At 57.1% G+C, this 21,759-nt stretch carries 23 protein-coding genes and 1 pseudogene (1 of these 24 only partly in view); 12 read left to right on the plus strand and 12 right to left on the minus strand.

The features are described 5' to 3' along the window. Positions 1–248: 248 nt before the first annotated feature. From NJLHNGOC_RS09495 to NJLHNGOC_RS09535, 9 genes are all read right to left on the minus strand, one after another. Positions 249–719: a hypothetical protein gene (locus NJLHNGOC_RS09495; RefSeq protein WP_025440154.1), complete on the minus strand. Its 471-nt coding sequence runs from the start codon at positions 717–719 to the stop codon at positions 249–251. Positions 720–812: 93 nt separating this feature from the next. Continuing rightward, entirely contained in the window at positions 813–1,358 is a 546-nt protein-coding gene (locus tag NJLHNGOC_RS09500; RefSeq protein ID WP_025811668.1) for a hypothetical protein, read from the minus strand. Positions 1,359–1,375: 17 nt separating this feature from the next. Next, positions 1,376–1,930 carry a hypothetical protein gene (locus NJLHNGOC_RS16350; RefSeq protein WP_239021448.1) on the minus strand — a complete coding sequence of 185 codons (555 nt, stop codon included), beginning with the start codon at positions 1,928–1,930 and terminating at the stop codon, positions 1,376–1,378. Positions 1,931–2,608: 678 nt separating this feature from the next. Beyond that, positions 2,609–3,847 carry a DotG/IcmE/VirB10 family protein gene (locus NJLHNGOC_RS09510; protein WP_113596177.1) on the minus strand — a complete coding sequence of 413 codons (1,239 nt, stop codon included), beginning with the start codon at positions 3,845–3,847 and terminating at the stop codon, positions 2,609–2,611. After that, on the minus strand, positions 3,847–4,827 hold the full coding sequence (locus NJLHNGOC_RS09515; protein WP_113596178.1) for a DotH/IcmK family type IV secretion protein: 981 nt from the start codon (positions 4,825–4,827) through the stop codon (positions 3,847–3,849). Before NJLHNGOC_RS09515 ends, NJLHNGOC_RS09510 begins: the two co-directional genes overlap by 1 nt. Then, entirely contained in the window at positions 4,824–5,459 is a 636-nt protein-coding gene (locus NJLHNGOC_RS09520) for a DotI/IcmL/TraM family protein (protein ID WP_010515538.1), read from the minus strand. Before NJLHNGOC_RS09520 ends, NJLHNGOC_RS09515 begins: the two co-directional genes overlap by 4 nt. A gap of 132 nt (positions 5,460–5,591) precedes the next feature. Next, positions 5,592–6,149, minus strand: a complete 558-nt coding sequence (locus tag NJLHNGOC_RS16355) for a hypothetical protein (RefSeq protein ID WP_239021449.1) — start codon at positions 6,147–6,149, stop codon at positions 5,592–5,594. A 569-nt stretch (positions 6,150–6,718) separates the two neighbouring features. Next, positions 6,719–7,522, minus strand: coding sequence for a helix-turn-helix domain-containing protein (locus tag NJLHNGOC_RS09530; RefSeq protein ID WP_113596179.1), 804 nt, complete (start codon positions 7,520–7,522; stop codon positions 6,719–6,721). A 355-nt stretch (positions 7,523–7,877) separates the two neighbouring features. After that, positions 7,878–8,255, minus strand: coding sequence for a hypothetical protein (locus tag NJLHNGOC_RS09535; RefSeq protein ID WP_113596180.1), 378 nt, complete (start codon positions 8,253–8,255; stop codon positions 7,878–7,880). Between the two features lie 43 nt (positions 8,256–8,298). Between NJLHNGOC_RS09535 and NJLHNGOC_RS09540 the strand changes: the two genes are divergently transcribed. From NJLHNGOC_RS09540 to NJLHNGOC_RS09565, 6 genes are read left to right on the plus strand one after another with little or no spacing between them, the layout of a single operon-like run. Further along, positions 8,299–8,643 carry a hypothetical protein gene (locus NJLHNGOC_RS09540; protein WP_113596181.1) on the plus strand — a complete coding sequence of 115 codons (345 nt, stop codon included), beginning with the start codon at positions 8,299–8,301 and terminating at the stop codon, positions 8,641–8,643. After that, complete coding sequence (locus NJLHNGOC_RS09545; protein ID WP_087608994.1) at positions 8,640–9,227, plus strand: hypothetical protein; 588 nt, start codon at positions 8,640–8,642, stop codon at positions 9,225–9,227. The genes NJLHNGOC_RS09540 and NJLHNGOC_RS09545 overlap by 4 nt, the downstream gene beginning before the upstream one ends. Further along, positions 9,227–10,411: a hypothetical protein gene (locus NJLHNGOC_RS09550; protein ID WP_007396696.1), complete on the plus strand. Its 1,185-nt coding sequence runs from the start codon at positions 9,227–9,229 to the stop codon at positions 10,409–10,411. The genes NJLHNGOC_RS09545 and NJLHNGOC_RS09550 overlap by 1 nt, the downstream gene beginning before the upstream one ends. A gap of 9 nt (positions 10,412–10,420) precedes the next feature. After that, entirely contained in the window at positions 10,421–11,833 is a 1,413-nt protein-coding gene (locus NJLHNGOC_RS09555; RefSeq protein WP_113596182.1) for a hypothetical protein, read from the plus strand. Between the two features lie 22 nt (positions 11,834–11,855). Continuing rightward, positions 11,856–14,216, plus strand: a complete 2,361-nt coding sequence (locus NJLHNGOC_RS09560) for a DotA/TraY family protein (RefSeq protein ID WP_113596183.1) — start codon at positions 11,856–11,858, stop codon at positions 14,214–14,216. Positions 14,217–14,239: 23 nt separating this feature from the next. Next, the gene (locus tag NJLHNGOC_RS09565) at positions 14,240–14,737 is read left to right on the plus strand and encodes a hypothetical protein (protein ID WP_061275192.1); all 498 of its coding nucleotides are present in this window, start codon (positions 14,240–14,242) and stop codon (positions 14,735–14,737) included. A gap of 405 nt (positions 14,738–15,142) precedes the next feature. On the opposite strand, the gene NJLHNGOC_RS09575 is transcribed toward NJLHNGOC_RS09565, so the two are convergent. The 3 genes from NJLHNGOC_RS09575 to NJLHNGOC_RS09585 all read right to left on the minus strand — a co-directional run bounded on the left by NJLHNGOC_RS09575 (position 15,143) and on the right by NJLHNGOC_RS09585 (position 17,131). Then, positions 15,143–15,679, minus strand: a complete 537-nt coding sequence (locus NJLHNGOC_RS09575) for a hypothetical protein (protein WP_061275198.1) — start codon at positions 15,677–15,679, stop codon at positions 15,143–15,145. Next, complete coding sequence (locus tag NJLHNGOC_RS09580) at positions 15,676–16,680, minus strand: thiol:disulfide interchange protein (protein ID WP_206059759.1); 1,005 nt, start codon at positions 16,678–16,680, stop codon at positions 15,676–15,678. Before NJLHNGOC_RS09580 ends, NJLHNGOC_RS09575 begins: the two co-directional genes overlap by 4 nt. A gap of 61 nt (positions 16,681–16,741) precedes the next feature. Continuing rightward, positions 16,742–17,131 (minus strand): hypothetical protein, encoded by a 390-nt coding sequence (locus NJLHNGOC_RS09585; protein ID WP_113596184.1) that lies wholly within the window; start codon positions 17,129–17,131, stop codon positions 16,742–16,744. 542 nt (positions 17,132–17,673) lie between these two features. Between NJLHNGOC_RS09585 and NJLHNGOC_RS09590 the strand changes: the two genes are divergently transcribed. The 6 genes and pseudogenes from NJLHNGOC_RS09590 to NJLHNGOC_RS09615 form a co-directional block, all read left to right on the plus strand. Next, positions 17,674–17,973, plus strand: coding sequence for a WGR domain-containing protein (locus NJLHNGOC_RS09590; RefSeq protein WP_113596185.1), 300 nt, complete (start codon positions 17,674–17,676; stop codon positions 17,971–17,973). A gap of 426 nt (positions 17,974–18,399) precedes the next feature. Continuing rightward, the gene (locus tag NJLHNGOC_RS09595) at positions 18,400–19,026 is read left to right on the plus strand and encodes a MucR family transcriptional regulator (RefSeq protein ID WP_239021450.1); all 627 of its coding nucleotides are present in this window, start codon (positions 18,400–18,402) and stop codon (positions 19,024–19,026) included. A 77-nt stretch (positions 19,027–19,103) separates the two neighbouring features. Further along, a complete protein-coding gene (locus NJLHNGOC_RS15975) occupies positions 19,104–19,256 on the plus strand; it encodes an AbrB/MazE/SpoVT family DNA-binding domain-containing protein (RefSeq protein ID WP_165837908.1) in 153 nt (50 codons plus the stop codon). Continuing rightward, positions 19,253–19,585: a type II toxin-antitoxin system PemK/MazF family toxin gene (locus NJLHNGOC_RS09600; protein ID WP_239021451.1), complete on the plus strand. Its 333-nt coding sequence runs from the start codon at positions 19,253–19,255 to the stop codon at positions 19,583–19,585. Before NJLHNGOC_RS15975 ends, NJLHNGOC_RS09600 begins: the two co-directional genes overlap by 4 nt. A 674-nt stretch (positions 19,586–20,259) precedes the next feature. Further along, the gene (locus NJLHNGOC_RS15690; protein WP_133258722.1) at positions 20,260–20,685 is read left to right on the plus strand and encodes a hypothetical protein; all 426 of its coding nucleotides are present in this window, start codon (positions 20,260–20,262) and stop codon (positions 20,683–20,685) included. A gap of 582 nt (positions 20,686–21,267) precedes the next feature. Further along, a pseudogene (locus NJLHNGOC_RS09615) lies at positions 21,268–21,759 on the plus strand (IS1182 family transposase); it runs 862 nt beyond the window's last position.

A 21,759-nucleotide genomic window follows, 5' to 3' on the forward strand; every position in this document is an offset into this window, starting at 1 on the left:
ACCATATCAGGACGGCTTCGCGTTCAATGGCCGGACGGGTTGGATCCTGCAGGATGTTGCATAAGGCGCAGACAGGCCCGGGTCCGTCACCATGCCATGGAAACCTGCGACCAGGCGTTATCAGGCCGCAGCAGGCACATGTGAAAAGGCCCGGCTCACCCATCTCCCCGGCGTCTGGCGCTGACGGATCCCATGGGCGCGGCAGCAGCCGGAAAGACTGTGTGAGACGGGCCATTGCGATCGGGTTCCTAGCCGCCGCTCGTGAATTGATAGGCCTGAGCCTGCGTACCAACGGTTGCCGAGCCACCGGACGCGGTGTTGGCAGCCTTGTTGATCCACTGCGGACCCGTTGCGAAAAGACCGCACAGCACGATGCCGGCGATTGCCATACCGACCTTTCCGGGCGAACGGTTCTGTTCGTTGCGGCTCTGCCAGGCCGCCCATACGCCGCCGATGAAGCAGATGAAGGCAGCGACATACATGCATGCAGCAGCGACAAAGCCGCCCGCTGTCAGTCCCTCCTGGGCGGTGGCCTGCATCTGGGCCCCGATACCGTTTGCGCTGCCGGTTGCGGATTGGGCCAGCGCATGGCTGGCAATGAGGATCGGGACGGCCAATGTGCCAAGTGCCGTGACGGCACGCTGTCTGTATCCGGCCCGTTGTGTCACCAGACGCGTCAGTCGCGCCGCGCTGGTGGTGCCTGTGCGAGAGAGGTTCATGGTCGAGGGCTCCGTTGAAAGAGGGATCATGTCCCCCAAATCATTGTTCTGTCGGCAACATGCGACTTCGAACGCTTTCTTTGCGGACAGGACCTAGCCGGACGTTGTCCAGTGGCTCAGGATCCAGGTTGCTTCCTTGACGGGATTGAGGAGGATCACGCCGAAAACGAACTGGATGAGGCAACTGAGTTTTGAGCGGTTTGTTTTTCCGGTCGCCGACGCGTTCCACGCAACGACCGCCATGAACGCCGCCCAGGCGCCGAACATTTCGAAGAACAGGGCGAAATCACTGACGATTGACAGGATGGCATCCTCTGGGCCGGTCCCGGAAATGACGCTTCCGGTCGCGGCATCCGTATAGCCGGTGACAGAAGCTCCCAGCGAAACCTGCGTATCGAGACCGGCAGAGGTGGTGGATTTGGTGAGTATCCTGTCAAAAGTGGCGAAGACGCCGGAGAGGACAATCCCGATCCAGGGCACCCAGGGACGGCCGACGAACGGGTTCTGGGGCTGGCGCTGCTGCCATAATCCCCATGTCCCGGTCAGGAAGGCAATCCACGCTGCAATATAGCAGGCCATTGGCAGCAGCCAGGCCATGGCGAGAGCGAGATCGTTGACGAGGTTGACCAGACCTTGCACGTCGATGTCTCCTTGCCTTACTGGATGATGCCGCGTTCAGCCTGGATCACCCACATCGTGCCGCGTTGAGAGATGGCGCGCACACGACCATATCCGCGGAGATCGGTGCCGATTTCGATTTCGGACTGTGGCGGTTGCCCGGCTGGCGCCGCATCGTCCTGCACCATGGCAAGCTGGGGAGATGCAGCAAGTATCCGGTAGTGCGGCGTCCATGTCGGGGGCGGAGCAGGAGGCGTCTGGCGCATTTTCGCTGTCCGGGACGCTGGAGATTGCGGCGGCGTTGGTGTTGGCTGCGGCTCGGCTGCCGCGGCTTCCAGAGCTGCCCGTGCCTTGTCGGCCGCGGCGCGTGTGGCGGCCGGTCCATCTGACGGGGGTGCTTCGGCGTCGGCCACGGCTCGTTTCGCTTCGAGGAGCGACATCCGGCGGTTGAGATCCGAAGCCTTTGCCGTATCGGCGATACGCAGCCGGTCAAGATCCTGCCGGAGCGCTGCGATGTCGCTGCGGGTCCGCTGCACCAGTGCTGCTTCTTCCGTTACAAGCTGCAGCACCTGCAACTGGTCGTCTGATGTCATGGGAGCCGCTTGCAGGCGGGTTGCTTTCTGGACCGCATCGTCGGTCGGAACAGCATTTTCGATGCCGATATCGTGTCTCTGCGCAGGCGTGGTCTCGGTCGGCAGAGTTGCCGGTGTTGGGACGGCGGGATGGGGCGGCTTTTTCATAGCAAGGAGAGCCTTGAGATCCTCATCTGTAGCCGAGACCTGAGATGCCGGGGGTGATGGCAATGATGTAGGTGAGTGCCCTGGCGCTGGAGACGCTTTGGGGCCTGCTGGTAGCGGGGCGGAAATCATTCCGACTTCCTGGCCCACGGGAGACGCCTGCCTCTTTGTTATGCCCATCACGAGGAAGAGGGAGAGCAGACTGCCGACGGCAGTACCCGCGATGATGACCTGCCTGCGGCGCGGAAGCGCCCTGAAAAGGGCTATTGCATGTGGAACGGGTCGGTTTCTGTCAGGTGCTGCTGTCACAGGTTGCGGGTGAGGAGAGAGAGGCTCGGCAATTGTGTCCGCCTCGGGCGAAGGGTCAGGCTCGGGCATTGTGCCCAGCTTGCGGAACGGAACAGGTTCAATGCCGCGATCCGCGCTGAACGGATCCCGGGACGTCGTTGCGGTTGCGGCTGAAGTCATGGTGAATGCTGCCTTCTGGTAGAGAGTGCAGAATTCGCCGATATCATGCGACCGGTGCCCGAAAACTTACTTCTTCATGACGACGTCCGACATGAAGATCACGCCAACACTGACCTGAGCGGCAAGATTTACGCGCGGCTGGGTCGGCATCTGCTGCATGAGCGCGCTGTTGACCTGCGAGGCCGCTGCACCGGCCGCCACGCCCAGTTGTTGCGGAAAATTCAGTGACTGGACGTAGTTGACGTTGCCGAGGGCTCCGATCGAACCGGTCGTGTTCGACGTCATCTCGATCGCCTGCCCGAGCCCTTGGACAAAGGCGGCTGCGGCGGGAAGAACAAAGCGCTCGACGTATAGCTGGTCAACGCTTGAGGCCACCGCAGCTTCCATGGTGTCCGGCGCAACCACCATACCTTCGACCTGGATCGGGGTTGGATCATTTTTATGGAAGACCTGATCAACGCGGACAACCAGCCTGTTCAGATGTCCCCCGGCCCTTCTGACGGATGCTTTCATCCTGTCGCCAGCGAGTGGACCTGAATCAGCTTCCAGGATGATTTCTCCCCCGAGATCGCTGTTGGTTGCTGAAACCGTATGGGCGTAAATCCCCCGCCCGGCAGGAACAAGGACGCGGGAGAGGGCCGTCTGGGAATTTGCTGTCGCCGCCGAAGTTATTGAAGGGGAGACCACCGGTTTCTTTGTCTGCTCCCTTCCGGTTTCCGTCTTTTCATACAGGACATTTGTGACCGGAAAGCGTCCATCAAGACGGCCAGCGAGATCCATGATCGCATGTCTGTATGCGGTGATGGCGTCTTTCTGGAGCTGCGGGTCACGTGGCATGGCAGCACGGAAGGCTGCATCCGTCTGTACTGGTACGACGGGAACGCTTGGTACGACCTCAGGCGCGTGCGGGGCTGGCGTCGCGGCGGCCCTGGCCATCGCCGGGTTGACGTCCGCCCCGACCTCCTGAGCAACCGCAGGCGGGGGAAGCTTGTCGTCGGAATGGGTGGGCGTGCCCGGTGCAATATCGGGTGAATACGACTGTCCCGCAGTCTGTGCCCGGTCTGCCTCGTCGCGGATCTGATCTTCGCGGAGTTCCTGCTGGCGCGGATTGGAATTCAGGCCGCCGGGCAGGGGGTTGGCGGCGGGCGGCCTGCCGGGGTCCGAGCGTGGAAGCTCCTTACGGTGGATGGTGGAGATGAGTAGCGTGACGCCAAGAACGGTGCCGATACTCCCAAGGATTGCGAGCAGACGCCGGTTTCCGCCCCGCGACGCATCACTGAGCAGCTGGTTGAACCTGGGTTTCATCACTGTGCGTCCCTGATATGGGCCGAGACCGTCCGTCCCGCATCGGAGAGAAGGACAACGGGGGACTCATGGAAGGCATAGAGCGTGTATCCCCCTTCACCCTGCTCCATGCTGTCCGAGGAGGGCGTCATGAGATGAAGGCGCGTGCGAAGATAGACCTCGTTTCCAATCCGCCAGGCGCGCACGTCGTCGGGTGAAATACCCTCGACGGCCAGCGGAACGGCTGACGCTGGTGGAATGCCGCTTAGCATGGCGTTCATGTAGGGCTCGCCTGTCGCGGGCACTCCGGGGCGGCTGTCGACCGGCTCCCGGGCATTGGGCCCTCCCTCGGACATGCGAACGGTCAGGTTGTCATCGTAGGATCCACGCCCCGCGATCAGCAGGAAGGAGACCGGCTTTGGCGCGTTCTGAAGCGTTACGAGCAGTCCACCTCTGGGCTGGAGCGACATCGGTTCGATATTGATGGTATTGGAGCCCTTGAACGGGACGCAGGTATAGAAACCTGTTGTCTCAACCGCAGGATTTCCGGCTGATGCGCCGCTTTTGCCGGAAGCACAGTTCGTGCTGCCGTCCGGGTTGGCGGAATTGCCAGACGTATTCCATGCGATCGGCCAGGGCTGTCCCGTGCTGTCCACGAAGGACAATGCGGTCGGATAGCCTTTTGTCGTAAAGATCAGGCTTGTCTGCTGACCAGGCGCAAAGGAGACACGGATCGCAGGGCGCGCATTAGGGGTCGCGAATTCCGTACCGACCTGCTCCGTGGCACGACGCACGTCCTTCAGGCGTTCCCCCAGCCGAAGGATTTCTTCGGGCGTGAACGGAATGGCCTCATGCTCGGCTTCATCTTCGGCTGCCTGATCCTGATCGTCTGCAGGTGTCGTTGCCGCAGGCCCGGGCTGTGATGGCTGCTGTGCGAGTGCCGCAAGTGGCAGGATGGACAGGGTCAGCGGAAAGAGAGAAAGAATTCGCACGGTTGTCACTCCCTACCCGACGAGACGACAAGCTGTTCGATGGCCAGTCCATCCGGGTGATCCAGGTCCTCCACGCGATCAATCGTCACGGTTGCCATCAGCATTTGCGTATTCTGCTGGTTGACGTTTTCGCAGGTCTGGATGAAAGGGAACTGTATTACGTAGCGCGAATGTCCCTGCACGACAGTCTCGGCGCGTACGGTCGCGGCCCGTGTCGGCTGCGCATAACAGAGCAGTTTTGCATCCCTGAGTTTCGCCAGATTCCCCTGCGTAATGAAAGACTTTGCAAAGGTGTTCCATCCGTTGAGCGTGTAGTGAGCGCCCGCGGTGTTCATCTGGGTTGGAAAATCACGATAGTTGATGTTGTAGGGTGCGATCGCCCATTTGACGGCCCAGCCGAGAAGCTGGTCCTGGCCAAGTACCGGACTGGTGAGGGCCACGGCCGGTCGGGGAGCATTCTGGCCGTCAACGTAGAAATAGAGGGGTGTGGGCGGGTGTGCACGGATATAGGCGTCGTGCGCCGCGAACACGATGACCACGCCCGCCAGTGCGATGTTGAGCAGCAGTGATCTGTCTACAACAATCCCCTGAAAGTCGGGGTCGGTAAGCCGCCTGGTTACTGCGGAATTAAACAGCCGCATGGCGCGCCTCCCTTACGGGGGCATGAAAAAAGGTGATCATCACTCTACTCTCATTTCCCGACGGTGATGAGAGCAGGCTGGAAGTCTATCTTGCGACCGGCACGTTTTTTCTTTGACGGTTCCCGCTACTACTCAGGCGGCAATGCCATGCGTGGCGGCAATGCTGCGGCGGTACCGTCTGCTGACCCGGTCACCACCCTTGCGGGTGGTCCAGAAAAAGCATCCGCTCTTGCAGAGGCATTCCCGCCGGATGTACTGGTGTTCGCCGATATAATATTCGGCCCTCGCGTGAATGAACCAGGGCACTTTGGCGCCGCGTCGTGGCGGAAGCTGTTCCCAGCAGCTTTGGGATTTCAGCGCGCTTTCCGAAATAAGGAAGTCCCGTGCAATTTCACGCGGGTTCTGAAATGCAAAATGGCGGTAGGCGATTTCAATGTTGGCGGCCTCGTGCCACCGTACCTTGTCTCCTCCCTTATGTCCTGTGAGGGTCAGCCTGTTGAGGCTGTTCCTGACAAGCCATGTCCGTCCCCGTCGGGCTTCATGAGGAAGCAGGGAGGCCTGTTCCCATGTCAGGACAGCTTCGGGATCTGCGGGAATGGCGCTCCGCTTTTCGGCAAGTATGGTCTCCGCCTGTATTTTTGAGAGCCTGATGCGCGGTGGCAGGCCAAGCTGCTTTCTTTTTGCACGCACGCTCCCGGCCGAGCGGCCAAGCATCTCGGCTATGTCGGCGGTTTTATCACCACAGAGCCAGCGTTGGCCAAGGATGAGCAACTGGGTCCTTGTCCATGCTCCCCTGCGTGCAGGCGCTTCATAAAAAACATTCTGGGGGCGGTCGGCCCATTGCGCGACTGACTCCTTCACCTCCTGCACTGTCAGGGTAAGCAATGTCGCTACAAGGACCTCGTCGCACAGCCTGGCATAGAGGGCGCGCGTCATTTCTTGCGTGGGATAGGTCTGAAGCCATGTAAACAGACCGTGTTTTATGACCTGGCCGAACGATGCTGACTTCATGGCGGTATGCCCTCGTCATCGCGTTTTCGGGATAGGCTGCGTGTTTTGGGAATAATATCTCTTAAGCGTTATATAACCGTCAAGAAATAAATAGCGCAGAACGCGCCAATATGACTCCAGACGCGGTTTCCGGTCCACGTTGGTGATCCGCCGGGGCACATCACCTGGAATGGACAGCCCAAGGCATAGGGTCTGCCATAAGAAAAGAGACCCCTTTCCTGACAGTCTTTATACCTTCATGCACCCGGTCAGTGGTTTGCGATATCGTCGAGGTGACCAATAATGGATTCGAGATCAGCGAGGGCTTCGAGTTGTGATTGCGCGGACATTGCCCACGCGGTCATGTCCAGGGAACGCAAAAGATCTGCGTCGTCATGTATTCCCGGGATCAGGTAATAAACGGAGACGGCCAGGCCTTCGGCGATGCGATAAACCGTTTCAAGGCTCGGATTTCTCAGCCCTGCTTCGATCAGGCTCAGGCTGGTCAGGGAAACGTGCGATTTATGAGCGATCTGGCTCGCTGTTGCTCCCTGAAGCGTTCTGAAGATCTGAATCCTGCGCCCAAATATCTCAAGGAGGTCCTGCCGTTCCCCCGAGGTGAAGGCGACACTGTGTGAATAATGATCGATCGGCAATCTGGCCGGTATTTCCGGCAGGTTAAACGTCTTGGAAATATTGCCAATAATGTCGCGTAATTTCTGGATTGCCAGATTGTAGTCCGAACACTGCTTCATGGTCTTTTTCAGCTGCGTGGCGGATGCCACCAGATCCAGATGGGCAAACCATGTACCTTCTGGTGCACCTTGCGGAAGAATATCGCGCGGATCTATCTCAAACACTCGTAGCAGCGCCGATAATGTTTCCAGGGAAACCGGACGACCGGCTTCGATGCTCCGTATGACCGATACATTCAACCGTGCCAGTTTGGCGAGGTGTACCTGCGTCCAGTCAAGCGCAGCTCGCCTATCATAAATGATTTCCCCGATGTCTCTATATAATTGGCCGGATGCAAATAAAGCCTCGGCTTGCATCTTGCCATTGTCATGGGACATTTTCGTTTACTCTCACGGCGGGCATTTTCCTCAGCAAAAGAAACTTCCAACATCCAGAAGATATCGACTGGCCGCGTCCTGACAGGGGATCAGCCGTGATGGAACGTCATGATAGTCGAGATGACGTCCGTAAAAAAGGTGTCTGAGGTCGCAAAGGCCGCTGCTCTGGTCAGGAGAACTTGATGGAGACACTCATATGCCTGTTATGCCTGCTGTGGTTATGGCGCTGGCCTCTGGCCCCATATCTGTCACACCTGCCGCGTTTCATTTGGTCCAGACAACCTCTCCGGACACTCCGCCCCAGTTGGCATTGACGTTGCCCTCAACGGGGACGACCGGCGGGGAGACCTTACCCTCACCGGGAGATGCTGGTCAGGAAGGGCCGGGCGTATTGCTGGGTACTGGTACGGATCCTCGAACATCCGGCAATGTTCCAGCCCGTCGATATTTCCATATCGCCAGTGGATACGGAAAGCAGGTTCCACTTGGCTTCGCCATACGCCAGATCGTTCCGCATGGGGTGCGTGTCGTGTTCGCGGCGGACGTTGACACCAGCGTTCCTGTTGACTGGCAGGGCGGCCGGGAATGGAACAAGGTTCTGGCGACCACGGTAGCCCAGGCGGGCGACGTCATTGATGTTGGTCATAATAAAGTCGCGGTCCGACGTCGAATTCGCTGACCGGTCGCATGATGGCCCGACACCTTCGTCGTAATCACCCGAGGAAGGTTCCATGAACAAGCCCTCATCCGTCCGGAAATCCGGGCCTCCTTCCCCGATGCCCAATGTCGCCCTTGCACTGGATGCGCTCGGCGAGATCTGGCGCATCAGGGGCGGAGAGGATGTCATCGCGATGTTGGACAACGACATGACAGCGAGGACGGCGTGGCACGCCATCCTCTCTGGTGTCGCGCCGCATGAATGGCCTGATCTGGTCAGCTCCCTTGACGCGCTGATCCCCTATCTGCGCGGCCGCAGGGACCTGTTGTCGCCGGACAGCCCTTTTGGACGGGGCGTGATCTCGGAAAGCAGGCGCCAGGCGCTTCATCGCCTTTTTGCTCCGGAAAGGATTGCCCTGCTGGAGGCTGTGACGCGTCCGGCTATACGTCAGGAGGCCGCATGATCCGTCTGCGCTTCCGTGTCCTGTTGTCAGTGGCTGCCGCTCTGGTATCGATACAGGGGCATGCGCAGACCACGTCATCAGCCGCCTCTGGTGCCACGACATCTACGGGAAGCGTCGGCTGCGCCGCCCTGACCCAGGCGGCGGCAACAGCCGTAAACGAACGCGTCCAGGCCAACGACGCCTATGAAAAGCAGCCGGATAGCGTCAACGGCCTGTCCTGCCTGAGCAATTTTTTCAACGGCACCGGACTGAATCTCATCACGAACGGCCTTGACCCCGCAGCCCTCCTGCAGGCCGTCGAGGGCCAGATAGGTGGCCAGGTCTGTCAGGCCGCACAGGCGGCATGGGGGAACGCCATGGGGTCGACCCAATGTGGACTCAGTCTGTCAGGCGTTAACCTGGGGCTCGGTTTTGGCTCGAGTAGCGGACTCATGTGCCCGAGCCTGAGCTTCGGTGGTGGTGGTCCACCAATTGCGACTGCCATTGCGGGGACGTCGAGCGGTACGACTGACCTGTATATCAACGGATCTCCCCAGCTTCCGACCGGATACAGCCTGAGCAATCTCGTGGACGGAGTATTCTGATGCGCAGGCTTCAGATGGTTGCCATTGGTGCCGCTTCGTGCGTCTGCGTGCTGGCAGTCACGCCGCGTCCGGCATACGCGCTTTTCAGTGATGCCGCTGTCGTTGCAGCGATCAAGCTTCTTCAGGCGTTCACGGGCAACGCCCTCAATACGATGACGAAAAACCTGACGGACAGCATCGATTCAAATCTCAGTAGCCTTACAAACCCGAATTCCGTTGCGTCTCTCCTGACGAAGGGGTTCACGCAGGTTGCCAATTACGCGAAAGCCCAGGTCGGTGCCCAGTCGCAACTCATGGATGCCCAGGACGCGGCGATGGCCGGATTTCTACGGCGTCAGCAGGAAACCGGAATCCGGGACGAGCATATGATGAATCCGGAATTCTGCGCGGGCCTTGATGCCCAGCAGTCCACCGTGGCCGCGTCCAAAGCGGCGCGCTCTGCAGTGTACGCCATCGCGACCGTGAGCGATCCCCGTGGTGAGGCAGGTCAGGGGACGCCCTCCTATTACGGCAAGTCACAGGGCACGGATGCGAACATGTCCCTGCACCTCAAGCGCTACTGTTCATCCGACGACGTGGCGCAGGGGCTCTGCTCTTCCGTGTCCCGGCTGCCGAACGCCGACCAGCGTGCTGCCAGCCTGTTCGGCGCTGATACCCTGTCCGCGGATGGCGCAGTGGATGCAGCCAATGATTATGCGACCACGCTCATCCAGCCGGTAGCGCCGGCGGCCCTGCGTGGCGAGCAGCTGTCCAGCCTTCGGGGACGTGAAGCCGCAACCCGGCGCCGGTCGTACAACAGTCGTATGTCTCTTGCCCGCTGGGTCACGGGCTACGTCACATCTCTTGGTGTTCCGTCTGTCGCGCTCACGCGGGACCAGAAGGCTGAAATGACGGCCGAGGGGCTCACGCCGCTCGACAAGGCGTCGTGGCTGCAGGCCATGGCGCTGGAAGTCAATCGCAGGGTCTCCAGCGTAAGCTGGAACGCCTCGCTCCAGGCAATGCCTCCCGCGTCCGTCATGCGCGAAGTTGCCACCGAGATGGCGCAGTCCAATTACCTTGCGCTGCAGAACTACCGTCTCGGGCTCTACCTGGCGACCATGGGAGCTGCCCGGGTTGCGCAGGAAGAAGAGGTCGCCTTCAAGGACGGCCTGACACCGATGCCTTCCCCCACGATCAATCCCTAGAGGTTTGCCATGTCTGAGGCCCAGCAGAAAACAGGCGATATCGAGGATGTGCTGAAAACCCTTGATCGCGTGCAGTCCGAATACAGGAAGCAGGCACCCGGGCAGGCCGCCGCATATGATCGGCTACGGCAGGAATCCCGTGAGCCTGACGTTCATAATGATCCCGGCTTCCGTACGCGCGTCGCATACGCTGTGCAGGATGTAGAGCGCCTTTTGGGACCGACGCTTGAAAAGGAGCATCCTCTCCGCACCGAGATGACAGAGCGCGCGGCGCATTACCCAGGTCTGAACGAACCTGTGGTCGCTGCGATGATGCGTGAAACGCATCGCCTTCAGCAGCCAGAAGTAAACGCAATCCGGACACTTGCCAGCGAACTGGTTGAAGGACGTCAGGATCCAGACCACCCAGACATCGCGCACACCATCGAGAACCTGAGGGCGACCGTCTTTCCCGAACCAGAGCACCAGCCAGCGCCAGGGCATGACCATGCGGCCGGGTCTGCTCACGATGAAAAAGGTCAGCCGGACAAAACCCGAGGAATGGCGTCCCCGGGGGAGGGCGCTCCGCCAGGACCGGAGCAGTCAGCCAGCAGCCAGCCCGGACAGACCCATACGATGGATCCCCAGAAGGATTTTCGAGAGAAACAGACAGATCCGGCAAAAGATGCGCCGGAAAGCCGATCGACGATGGATGGCAACGGAACAAAGGAAAATGCGGCAGCGAACACCCGGGAAATGAACGCGGCGGCCAGGGATCAGGAGGACGTCAAGGTTATTCGCGGTGGCGGCTTTGCCCGCCTTGCGGAAGCGATTGCCTCGCGCATTGATAGCCAGCCTGCGAGCCCGGCATCATCATGGATGGAAAAGGCCGTCGATTTCAGCACCCGGCTGCACAACGCGCGTGACGAAAAGAGCTTGGAGGCGACCGAACGTCTGGGAAAGCAGGCGGTGGAGGCCCTGCGTGACCTCATGGAGCGGCCAGCTTCCTCCATCATGGCGGCGATTTCAGATGCAGGAAAGGGCGACCCTGACGGTGTTGCCGGTGTGTTGTCAGAGATGAAGGCCGGTGGCCGGTATGCCGATCTGCATAGCCAGTTTGTGACGGAGAAACAGAATAACCAGGCGTTCGCGGCGCAACTGGAGAATGTCACCAGCAGGCTCGAAGCCTACGGAAAGGGAAGGGAAGCCGCCGAGGCAACAGGCCAGCGCATGGGAATGTCCGGCAGTGTGACGCAGCGCTTCACCCAGATCGATGCTGAGATTGGCAGGACTGCTGCCGAAGTGCCCGGAAAAAAAGAGGGGGCCAGTGCGCTGGAAGACATGAGCGAGAAAGTCCGCGAGATGATGCACAAGGCCGTGACTGCGGTCACGGATTTCATGACGCGGATGCATCCCGGTCCCACCGCCAGTCCTGCGCCGTGACCGTGCTGCTGGAGGACAAACCATGACGCCCTTTCGTCGCCCTGTATTCGCGATCCTGCCAGTCCTGTTTCTGTCGGCTCTTACCGTGTCCGCTGCAGCGCAGACGGTTGTTGCGACCGGTTCGGGAGATGCAGCCAGCAGCACGGGCTATAACGTGACATGGGACCTGCTTGATCCAGGCAGTGACTGGGCGGCGCAGGTCATCCGGTCCGTGTTCCCGGTTTTCGGCCAGGATACGGGCGCGCCCAGCATCGGCAACGAGGCGACCGTCATAGGAACCATGATCGGGTGGTTCTCCGGGTTTGTCATGGCATTTGCGATGGCGGTCGTAAGCTATATCTACTTCATGAACATCCACCGGGGGGCAGAAACAGCGCAACTCCTTGGCAACAACCAGACCAGCATGTCGATTGTGCGGATCGGGATTGCGGCCATCCTGATGTGGCCGCTTCCGACAACCGGCTTCAATGCGGCGCAGGCCGTTGTCGTGCAGGGCTCGCTTTGGGGCATCGGTATGGCGAAGGTCGTCTATGACAAGGCGAAGCAAGCAATCGGACCAGACGGCAAGGTCATCGCACAGCCCCTTATCCCCGGCACAAAAGGGATTGTGACCGGTCTTGTGAAAAATGAGTTCTGCCGGGCCATTATTAACATTGCTGCGAATAACACGAACCTGATTGCGGCCCCGACCGGGCAGACCGTCCTGTCCGTGACCGGCGGGAAGATGGGAATCATCAACTATTCTTACAATATGGCAGCCGGCGCAGGAGACGGGACACCGGTTTGCGGGGCCGTAAGTCTGCAGGCGCCCAACACTGACGCAGTGAATCTGGCCGGTTTCCAGGTTGACCAGGCGAGCATGCAAAAACAGGTCCTTGATTCCGTGATCCTTGGCGACATTCGCAGCCAGGTTGCGCAGGTCGCGCAGAATTACTGGCAGACGAAAACGACAGCGTCACTGGCCCCACTCATGACCATCATCGTCAATGCCACCAACGATTATGCGTCGCGTCTCACGACGCAGGCGGCACAACTGCGGTCTAAGCTTCAGGATACGGTCAACAATCAGACGCTCGCGCTTCACCAATGGGGGATTTCGACGAACGGAGATGCGGTCAACACCAGCAGCCAGATGGATACTCTCGGATGGACCGGCGCAGGAGCCTACTATCTCGAATTTGCGCGCCTCAACGGCCAGACCCTGTCTCTCATGACCGCAACGCCAACCATCACCACGCCATCCTATTCCGGTCTCGGAAACTATCTTGCCTCGGACATTGCGCCTCTTGTGCAGTCTGCGGACACTTTTATGGAAAACATCGACAGCATGGTTGCGACGCAGGATGGCGTGACCGCGCCGGGCGGGAATGCTGACCTGTACACGGGCGCGATACCGGGTGGAGACGGTGCAGGTGTGCTCGACCAGCTGTTCCGCGCCTTGCACCTGAACGATTACGCCCTGCAGATTGTGACCGGATTTATCGAGCCGTCCGGGACGAACGGCTATTGGACAGATCCGTTTGGCAATCTCATGTCACTTGGAAACTGGATGATCACGACCGCCCTTCTCACCATGGGCACTGCGTCGGTTCTTTCTTCTACGGCCGGGACCGTCGGTATCGGCGTGCTGTCGCTTCTGAGCGGGAATCCTGAAGGTGCTGTAGCGGCAGGGGCCGGGCACGCGCTGATGCACTTTTTTGGCGCGCCGATTATCGGCGGCTGTTTCGCCATGCTTATGCCAGGCCTCACTATCGCCTATGTCATCCCGATGATCCCGTTTGTCATGTGGATGTTTGCCGTGGCTGGATGGTTCATCATGGTCTGTGAGTCCGTGATTGCAGCGCCTCTGTGGATGCTCGCGCATATGACCATGAACGGGGAGGGGCTGCACGGTCATGCAAAACAGGGTTATGCCCTTCTGTTCAATGTCATCTTCCGGCCGGTGCTGATGCTGTTCGGGCTTTTCCTTGGATATTTTATATTTGATTCAGTGTCGTGGCTGATCCACATGTGTTTCGGCATTGCGGCCGGACTGGTGCTGTCAAACGGTTGGATTGTCAGCAACTTCCTCGGCATGATTGTTCTGGTTAGCCTCTTTGTCATGATTCACGTCACCCTGGCGTTCATTTCATTCAGGATGATCTCGATCCTGCCCCAGCGGGTTCCCGCCATGATCGGATTTGGTGACGTGGACCGGGTCGACATCGACCAGTTCAGCCGGGACGCCGCCGTTGTCGGTATGGCGGGCACGTTGCTCTCGATTCAGCAGTCTCTGGCAGGAAATAAAGCAGATAATCAGAATGGGCCGGGACAAGGCAACGGTGGCATATCTTCTGGTGCTCGGGCTCTAATAAGTGATACAACAATGAAAAAGAGCGTCTGACTTTAGGGTCAGGAGGAACTGAGATGTCGAACTATGGTGGCCTGAGCGGGGCTGCAGCGTTCATGTTGGGACGTGCATCGCACCAGTACGAACAGACGCTGGGAAACTCCATACAACGTGCGCTTTACGGCCGACGGTCTGCGCGACCGACAGAAGCCGATGAACTCGCTGACCTGCTTTCGCAGATGACAAGTTTACTGCGACAGAAGAACGCGGAATCTGACAGACTTGAGGAGCATCTGCTCAGATCCAGGGAATATGCTTCTGGTCTGGAGGCTCAGATCAAAGACCTGAAAGACACCCTCGCTCTTGCAGATGCAGCAACTGCGCGGCAGGCAGCTCAACTCAAGGCTGCTGGGGACCGAGAGGAACGCCTAGCGTGCGATCTTGAGGCAGCCCACGACAAATACCATCGACTTAGCGATGAGCATACAGTGCTGAAGACTAAAGCCGAGAACATGGAACGACGGATTTGGGGCTACCTTTCCATGGAAAATGAATGGAGAAAGCGGCAGCCCTAGTCGCAAGATCTTTGGTCAGGATGGTCGCCTCTACGCGGGAGACCATTCGTGAAACATTTCATTCTGCCTCTTGTCCTCTCCCCATGGCTTGCGGCATGCAGCGCTGGCAACGTGTCATCCGCTGCCCATGTGCATGGCCCAAAGGCTCCCCCAACCAGGCATGCGCGTTATGATCCGCACGCTGCATACGGATCGACACACGTAATCTGGACACCCCCCACGTACGATCGCGCCGGTACGATCGTCCGGCCTGATGATCCACGGGCGATGTCGGGGCGCGAGGATTATGAACACGCCTCTTGGGCAACAGGCGCTCAGGGCGGCGACAAGAACGCGCCTCCCGGCACGTTCTGAGTGCTCCGCCGATCCTGTCTATTCACCAGCGCAATGCAGACGGACTTACGCTTACGGCCTGCGGGGAATGAGGCTGTCGGCGGTGGCGACAAATTGGCGAGCGGAACCTAGGCGGCGTTCGCGGATCTGCCAGTTGAGCCACGCGTTCTGAAACGCCACAAGTGTCAGAAATGTCCAGAAGGGTGCGAACTCCAGCGCAGCAAGGATTTGGCTGCCCTTCCAGTGGGAAAGGAGCATTTCTCCGGTCCAGCCAAGAACCAGAACAACGGCGAGCATACTGGCAGCGAGCGCCCGCCTGTATGTCTCATGTTGTCTCTGATCGAGTAAGATCGCGACAACGCGGGGTTCGACGCCATATTCGGCAGCAATCGCGGCGATATCAATAGGGGTACCGTCTGGCGCCCGCGGGTTCTGCATGCCGGCTTTAGGCTTCAGTAATGCCTTCCCGAGGGCTTCAATCAGCGCGGCATTTCTCGTCACATCGGACCAGGCGACCAATGTACGTGGATCGCCAATCACGAGGCGGGCAAGCTTGCGCGTTCTTGCAAAAAAACGTCGCGGGCCGGTCTGGTCCTGTCGTGTCTTCATTGCGAGACCGAGGTCAGAAACGTGGCGACATCCGTGGGAACGCCGTCGAGCCGGCCGATCCCGCCATTGCGGTGCATCCAGACGAACGTTGGTGTCCCTGTGAGCCCTATCTGCCGTGCAATCCGGGTATTACGGGCAAGCTTCTCCCCACTATCCGGTTCAGGTGCAGCCAATCCCGGGTTTAGACGACCGTTGACCCACGCTTGTGCCATTTCGTGTGCCGGAAGCGACAGCATGGCTCTCGCATTGACGGTACTGGCGCCGTTATCCTCGTAATCAAGCAATGACAGCGGGACTATTTTCAGGCGAACTTTCCCCGCATCGATTGCGGGCTGAAGGATATGCATTGCCTTCGTCGAGTAAATGCATTGCGGGTCTATGAACATGATGACTTCCGGGGCTGAAGGTATCCCTATAAGGCCTCCCGCGAGACCCTGGAGCCCGGACTGTTCGTTAGCGTCGGATGAAGCGCCAGAGATACTGATTTCTGGGACGGCTCCAGGAATGCCCCTGATCTGGTTTTTCGTGATGTCCTGTCCAGCGGCGCCCCACATGCGGGCCGCGACTGCTGCCTTGCCATCCGGGGTCGCATAGACGACCTGAAAACGATTATCCGCCCGAACAAACATTCCCCTGATGCCATCGACCGGCGCGAGATCGTGGGCGCGCGATCCGGCCAGGGAACGTAGCGTGTCGTAGGGTACCGGAATCAGCGTGCCGCTAAGCACGATCGCGTGGCTTTCCGGGGCGAAAAAGACCAGGAGTTCGTTCCGGGTATGGGCGATGCCAGCTTCGAAGCCGTGGAGATCGGGTAGTTTTTCGATGTTGGCCCCTGCGACCCCAAGGTGGGCGACTGCATCCGTCCTATCTTTATCATTGTGTTCCAAGGGCGGCCCTATGGTGTCGCTCCTGGACTCAATCGGAGTAGACACAGAGCATTGCTGTCCTCGCGCCGGCACGTGCATGAGCAGGAGAAATGGCAACACGTAGAAACTGCGCATGGCGGACTCCGGACAATACCTATGTCCCGTACGCCCTGATCATGCGACTGCGATTAAAAAATCATTCCTTTTCGTTCCCCCTTTCTCGAGACAGGGGATTTTCAAAAGGGGGGTTGATCGGGAAGAGAATAAACGTCTCTCCTGCTTCGCTTCCTAACTCCTCGACCGACATCTCGCTTATCATTTTTACAAGAATATCAACGCGGAGTTGCAAATAATGGGAATTCGGATGGTCGTCTTTCAACTGACGGCCTTTTTCGTGGCACAGCACCAGAATGGGGTGCAATGATCTTGCCTGTTCACGCCTGGCAGTTGATGTTTTCGCTGGAGAAGCAATGTATTCAATATTGCATCTCAGCGCTAAAATCGCCTGAACCAGCGTCAGACATAGCTGTCCGGATGGTTCGTCATCGATAAGCTCGAAACGCGAGCGAAGTTCATCAAACTTCATGTTATCCTCACACGGATCAAGACGAACACACTGAAGCAACGCAGTGCACGGTTGCCATGTTTCTTACGGAGCGCTGGAGCGGCATAACCCGATATACTTTGCTATTATTGACGATTTCCGTCGTGATTTAATCTGGTCACCTAGCTCCACGGACTCATGATCAGGCTGCTCAATCTACACGATTCCGTCTTGTTGTAACGTATATCTCATTATTGTTACCAAGTGTATCGTCTGTATTCTGCGGGCAACGCATGTTCGAAACATGCACAGTGCTCCTTGGCCGATCGATTGACACTCACGCCTGAGTGGCGAGAAAAAGCGTCTTCTACGTCATCTTCCGACCGGGTCATGGCTTGAGGCAACCACCAATGTGCTGGATGATTGGCGTATCGGAAGACATCCGCATCGTACCATCCGACCTACAGATCGCAGGAAATGATCCATGCATGCTCCACGTAGCGTTGCAAAAGACTGAAAGGAGTTCAGAATATCTGTACTTGGATAATAGAGCATGTTAGCATCATGCGATGCGCAGGACCAATATGACATCCAGAAGATCAAGGAGCGCCGTTCCCCCAGGGAAAACAATACAGCTTGGATTGTTCCCGCTATCGGTCCAGTTGCGCCGTATTCAACCCAGTTTCAATGAGTGGCGGTATTACGGACTGTCAGTTAAGCCCGACCTGTTTGGCGGCGCCGCACTTGTTCGTAACTGGGGCAGGATCGGGACAGCTGGCACCCAGCGCGTGGATCTCTATCCCGACGAAGGCGCCGCGGTGAATGCTCTGACCGCGATGATCCGTTATCGCCTGAAACGCGGCTATATCGTTACACAGCCATGACTGGCCGCATTACCTGCAGGGGTAACCCGGTGTGATCATCAGACAGGTGATAGAGATAAATACTGTATCCGCTCCCCACGTCATGGAAAATTCGTGTGTGGATATATTCGGACTAAAAAACTTATCATCGACATTGAGGTGAGCCGTAGTTTTCGTGAAAGGCCCGCTGCATAAGCCAGTTTACGCCGTCTGATAGCGTAATCAGGGGCAGGCTCCGCCGCATACAATTTGCGTAAAACTTGATGTTCATGGTGCAATGTGATCGATGTAGGCAACGTACCGCAATATATAATTCAGCTTTCGATACGCCATATTTTGCCGATTGCATAAAGACTTACACTCCGGCAATGTTATTCGGTAAAAATATAGCGGAGAGGCTTTATCATGGACCAATCGGACGACCTATCCCCGGCAATTGTAATTGCCATGAGCGACATCGTGGCAGCGCATCTCGGCAATACCAATACCTCTCTGCCGACAGAACATGTCCCGGCGTTTATCCGCGATGTCTACGCTGCTATCCGCGAAACAACACCGGTCCCAGAGACAAACAGTAGCATTCCGGCCCAGCAGCCCGCAGTTCCAGTCGAGCAGTCGGTATTCCCTGACTACATCGTCTGTCTGGAAGATGGCAAAAAACTCAAAATGCTCAAGCGTCACCTGCAGACAAGGTACGGAATGACGCCAACGCAATACCGAGAGAAGTGGCAGCTTCCTATGGATTATCCCATGGTTGCTCCGGAGTATGCCAAAATGCGGGCGGCTCTGGCGCGAGACGCGGGCCTTGGACGTAAGGTTTTGGTGCCCCAGACCGCTCTCGTGGACGAAGCAACCGCAGCACCTTCTGTCGATAGTGCGACGAAAGAAGTGTTGGTCGATACTGCTGAGGCTGTAGTACCCCCCAAAAAAACGATTTCGAAGCGATCGAGGTCGTCGGCAACTGAAACCGGATCTTCCGCAGAATCGCCAAAGAAAACGCCGGGTTCCAAGACTTCAGCGAGACCGCGTGCGGTACGGAAGACCGGCACGAAAGCAAAAAGGGCCGAGGGCTGACTGATCAGCCCGGCCTATCGGGCTTGGCTATAAGGCAATCAGGCATCCATGCATCACCCGAACGTCAGGATGATCAGATGATGAATGTCCATGAGGAAGATGGTCGAGTTATCATTGAGCCAGTTCGCGCCACACCGCTCAAACTGGAAGATCTCGTCGCCGAGATTACCGATCTGAACGGGCATGATGAAATTGACTTTGGACAGTCTGTAGGTGACGAAAGCAGGTGAACACCAAATTGCAGTCACGTGGTTTCCTGACTGCGGCTACATTGTCTGGTTGGAATTTGATCCCTCAGGCGGGGCGGGAACAGGCTGTGCATCGGCCTGCGGTGCTTCTCAGCCCTGCCAGTTATAATGCCAAAGCGGGGATGATGCTTTGCTGCCACATGACCACTAAAATCACAGGCTATTCGTTTGAAGTGGCCGTGGTCGTAAAACCTGCCAGTGTGGTCCTCTCTGATCAGGTGAGAAGTCTGGATTGGCGGGTGCGGAACGCCAAGCTCAAAGGAAAGGTTTCGGCAACGGAACTTGAGGCAGTTCGTCAGCTTACTGGTTAGTTGAGGAAAGCAGGGAATCCCGAACATTTCGATGTAGTCAGGCATGTCCTGTCGGGCTTCCTGGCGTGTGTTGTTGGTTTCGACGCCGGATGCGCGTGGTCGATGAGCGATCGATCATGTTCCACACCGTCATACTGGGCAAGGTTGGCCTCTTCACCAGAAAACGGAGACATGAGATGTGCAGCATTGCTGAACAGGGTCACGTTCAATTGCTGCTGCCAGCACATTCTTGACGGCAGGCCGCTGTACGTTTGGGCGGATCATCACGAAGCTTATGCTCCTTCTTGATCTGTGATATTTCTTTTTGTTTACTGAGGCAGTTCAGAGGCATCGCGACACGCTTTAGAAGCAAGAAAGATCGATATGTTCCCGATCATATTCCGTTTGTGGCAGCAAAAAAAAGATTTGCAGTGGAGACGACAGGCGTGTCACTTACGACCCGACAAATCTGAGAGATCCGCGTGAGGGGCTGCTATACTGGTGATGTGTGCAAGTAATCATCAAAAAATATCGCGGACATATGGTGGATCTAATTGCCCTCAGAAAATTCAGGACGACCACGAAGACTTGCTCGTAGCGGCTGAAAAGGTCAGGAGAGATATCAGGAAAAAATATTAGGGTAGTAAGGGCAGAAAATAGATAATCGATATAAATACAAAATTTGGATGGTGTAAATGATAGATATAGCGAGCGTCATAGGAGAGATTCCACAAAAAATAGATTGTATAAAAAATAAATACTATAATAAATTAGAGGATATAGATGGAAGAATCGATTACGAGTTTTATGATAAGGGTTTTTGTTTATCTAAGGAAGGGAATGTAAATTATATAAATGCTATTTTCATTTATAGTGATGAATATGGAAATGGATATAAAGGGTATACAGAAGAATTGCCTCTTGGGATTGATTTCAATATGAGTAGAGATGAAGTTCATATATTATTAGGTAAACCCTCTTTCAGTAGAGAAGAAATTGCAATTCCTGCAATTGGAATGGTAAACCCGTTAGATAACTACAATAAAGGTAATATAAAAATATCCATAAACTATGGTAAAAGTAAGAGATATATCGTATATATTGTATTGAGTTTATTATAAACTTTTTGGTTATTCCAGTATGTTGTAACTCATTCGTCTTTGCAAAACGACGGAGCAAATGATCGCATGGACTGACGTTGCTCGATAGGAGTATCGCAAGAAAGGAACGCGGTATCCACTAGCTATCACGGACGAGGATCAGGCCTTGACCGTGTCGTTTGCGCTGCTGGTTTCGATCGTCAGATTGAACGGCCCCTAGCACTACTCTGGCAGCATGTGTTGAGGGGCTGGAGTAAATGGTTTCTACAGTGCGGGCATTGTCTGGTGGGGGGCGCAGGATGTGATCAAGAATGGCCTGTCGTATCGCTGGCAGACCGGGTTGTGGAGGTGGACCGGTAACTCCTTTTTTCCGGCGACCGCCGTGGGGCGCCGGGACCGGAGAAAGACCTGGGCCATCATGGACATCAGTGCGTGTCGGTGTAGGTCTATCCATAATCGCTCCTCAAGGTGATCGAGGTCCGGTTCCTTCCTGAGTTGCTGTCGCGCCTGTTCGCAAACCCCACGCACAAAAGTACATAACACCCTCTAGCAGCCTGTCGGATTGGGGTACCCTGTGAAGGGGAGAGGTTGTAAGGTGGCGTGATGAGCAGCTTCATCCCGTTTGACCGGTCTCAGCCGTATCTTCTGCCTCCTGATCTAAAGTCGTGGCTTCCGGCTGATGATATGGCGCATTTCGTTGTAGCTGCCGTTGAACGGGTTCCGATGAATGCGTTTTCTATGCCAGTACGCACGGGTGGCAAGGCACAGTATCATCCGCGTCTGATGCTCGCACTTCTGATCGTCAGTTATGCGAACGGGATTTTTTCCTCACGCCGGATCGAGCGGGCAACATATCGCGATATCAGCATACGCTTCGTGGCGGCGAACCTGCATCCGGATCATGATACGATTGCTACCTTCCACCGGACGAACCGGACAGCCATTGAAGCTGCATTTGCGCAAGTCCTGCTTCTGGCGCGCGAGACGGGTCTGCTGCGTCTGGGTGTAGTATCGATNCGACGGCACGAAAATCGATGCCGACGCTTCGAAATACCGTTCGGTGCGCTACGACCGGATCAGGGCGCTGCGCGAACA

The organism is Novacetimonas cocois (assembly GCF_003311635.1).
GTDB classification, from domain to species: domain Bacteria; phylum Pseudomonadota; class Alphaproteobacteria; order Acetobacterales; family Acetobacteraceae; genus Novacetimonas; species Novacetimonas cocois.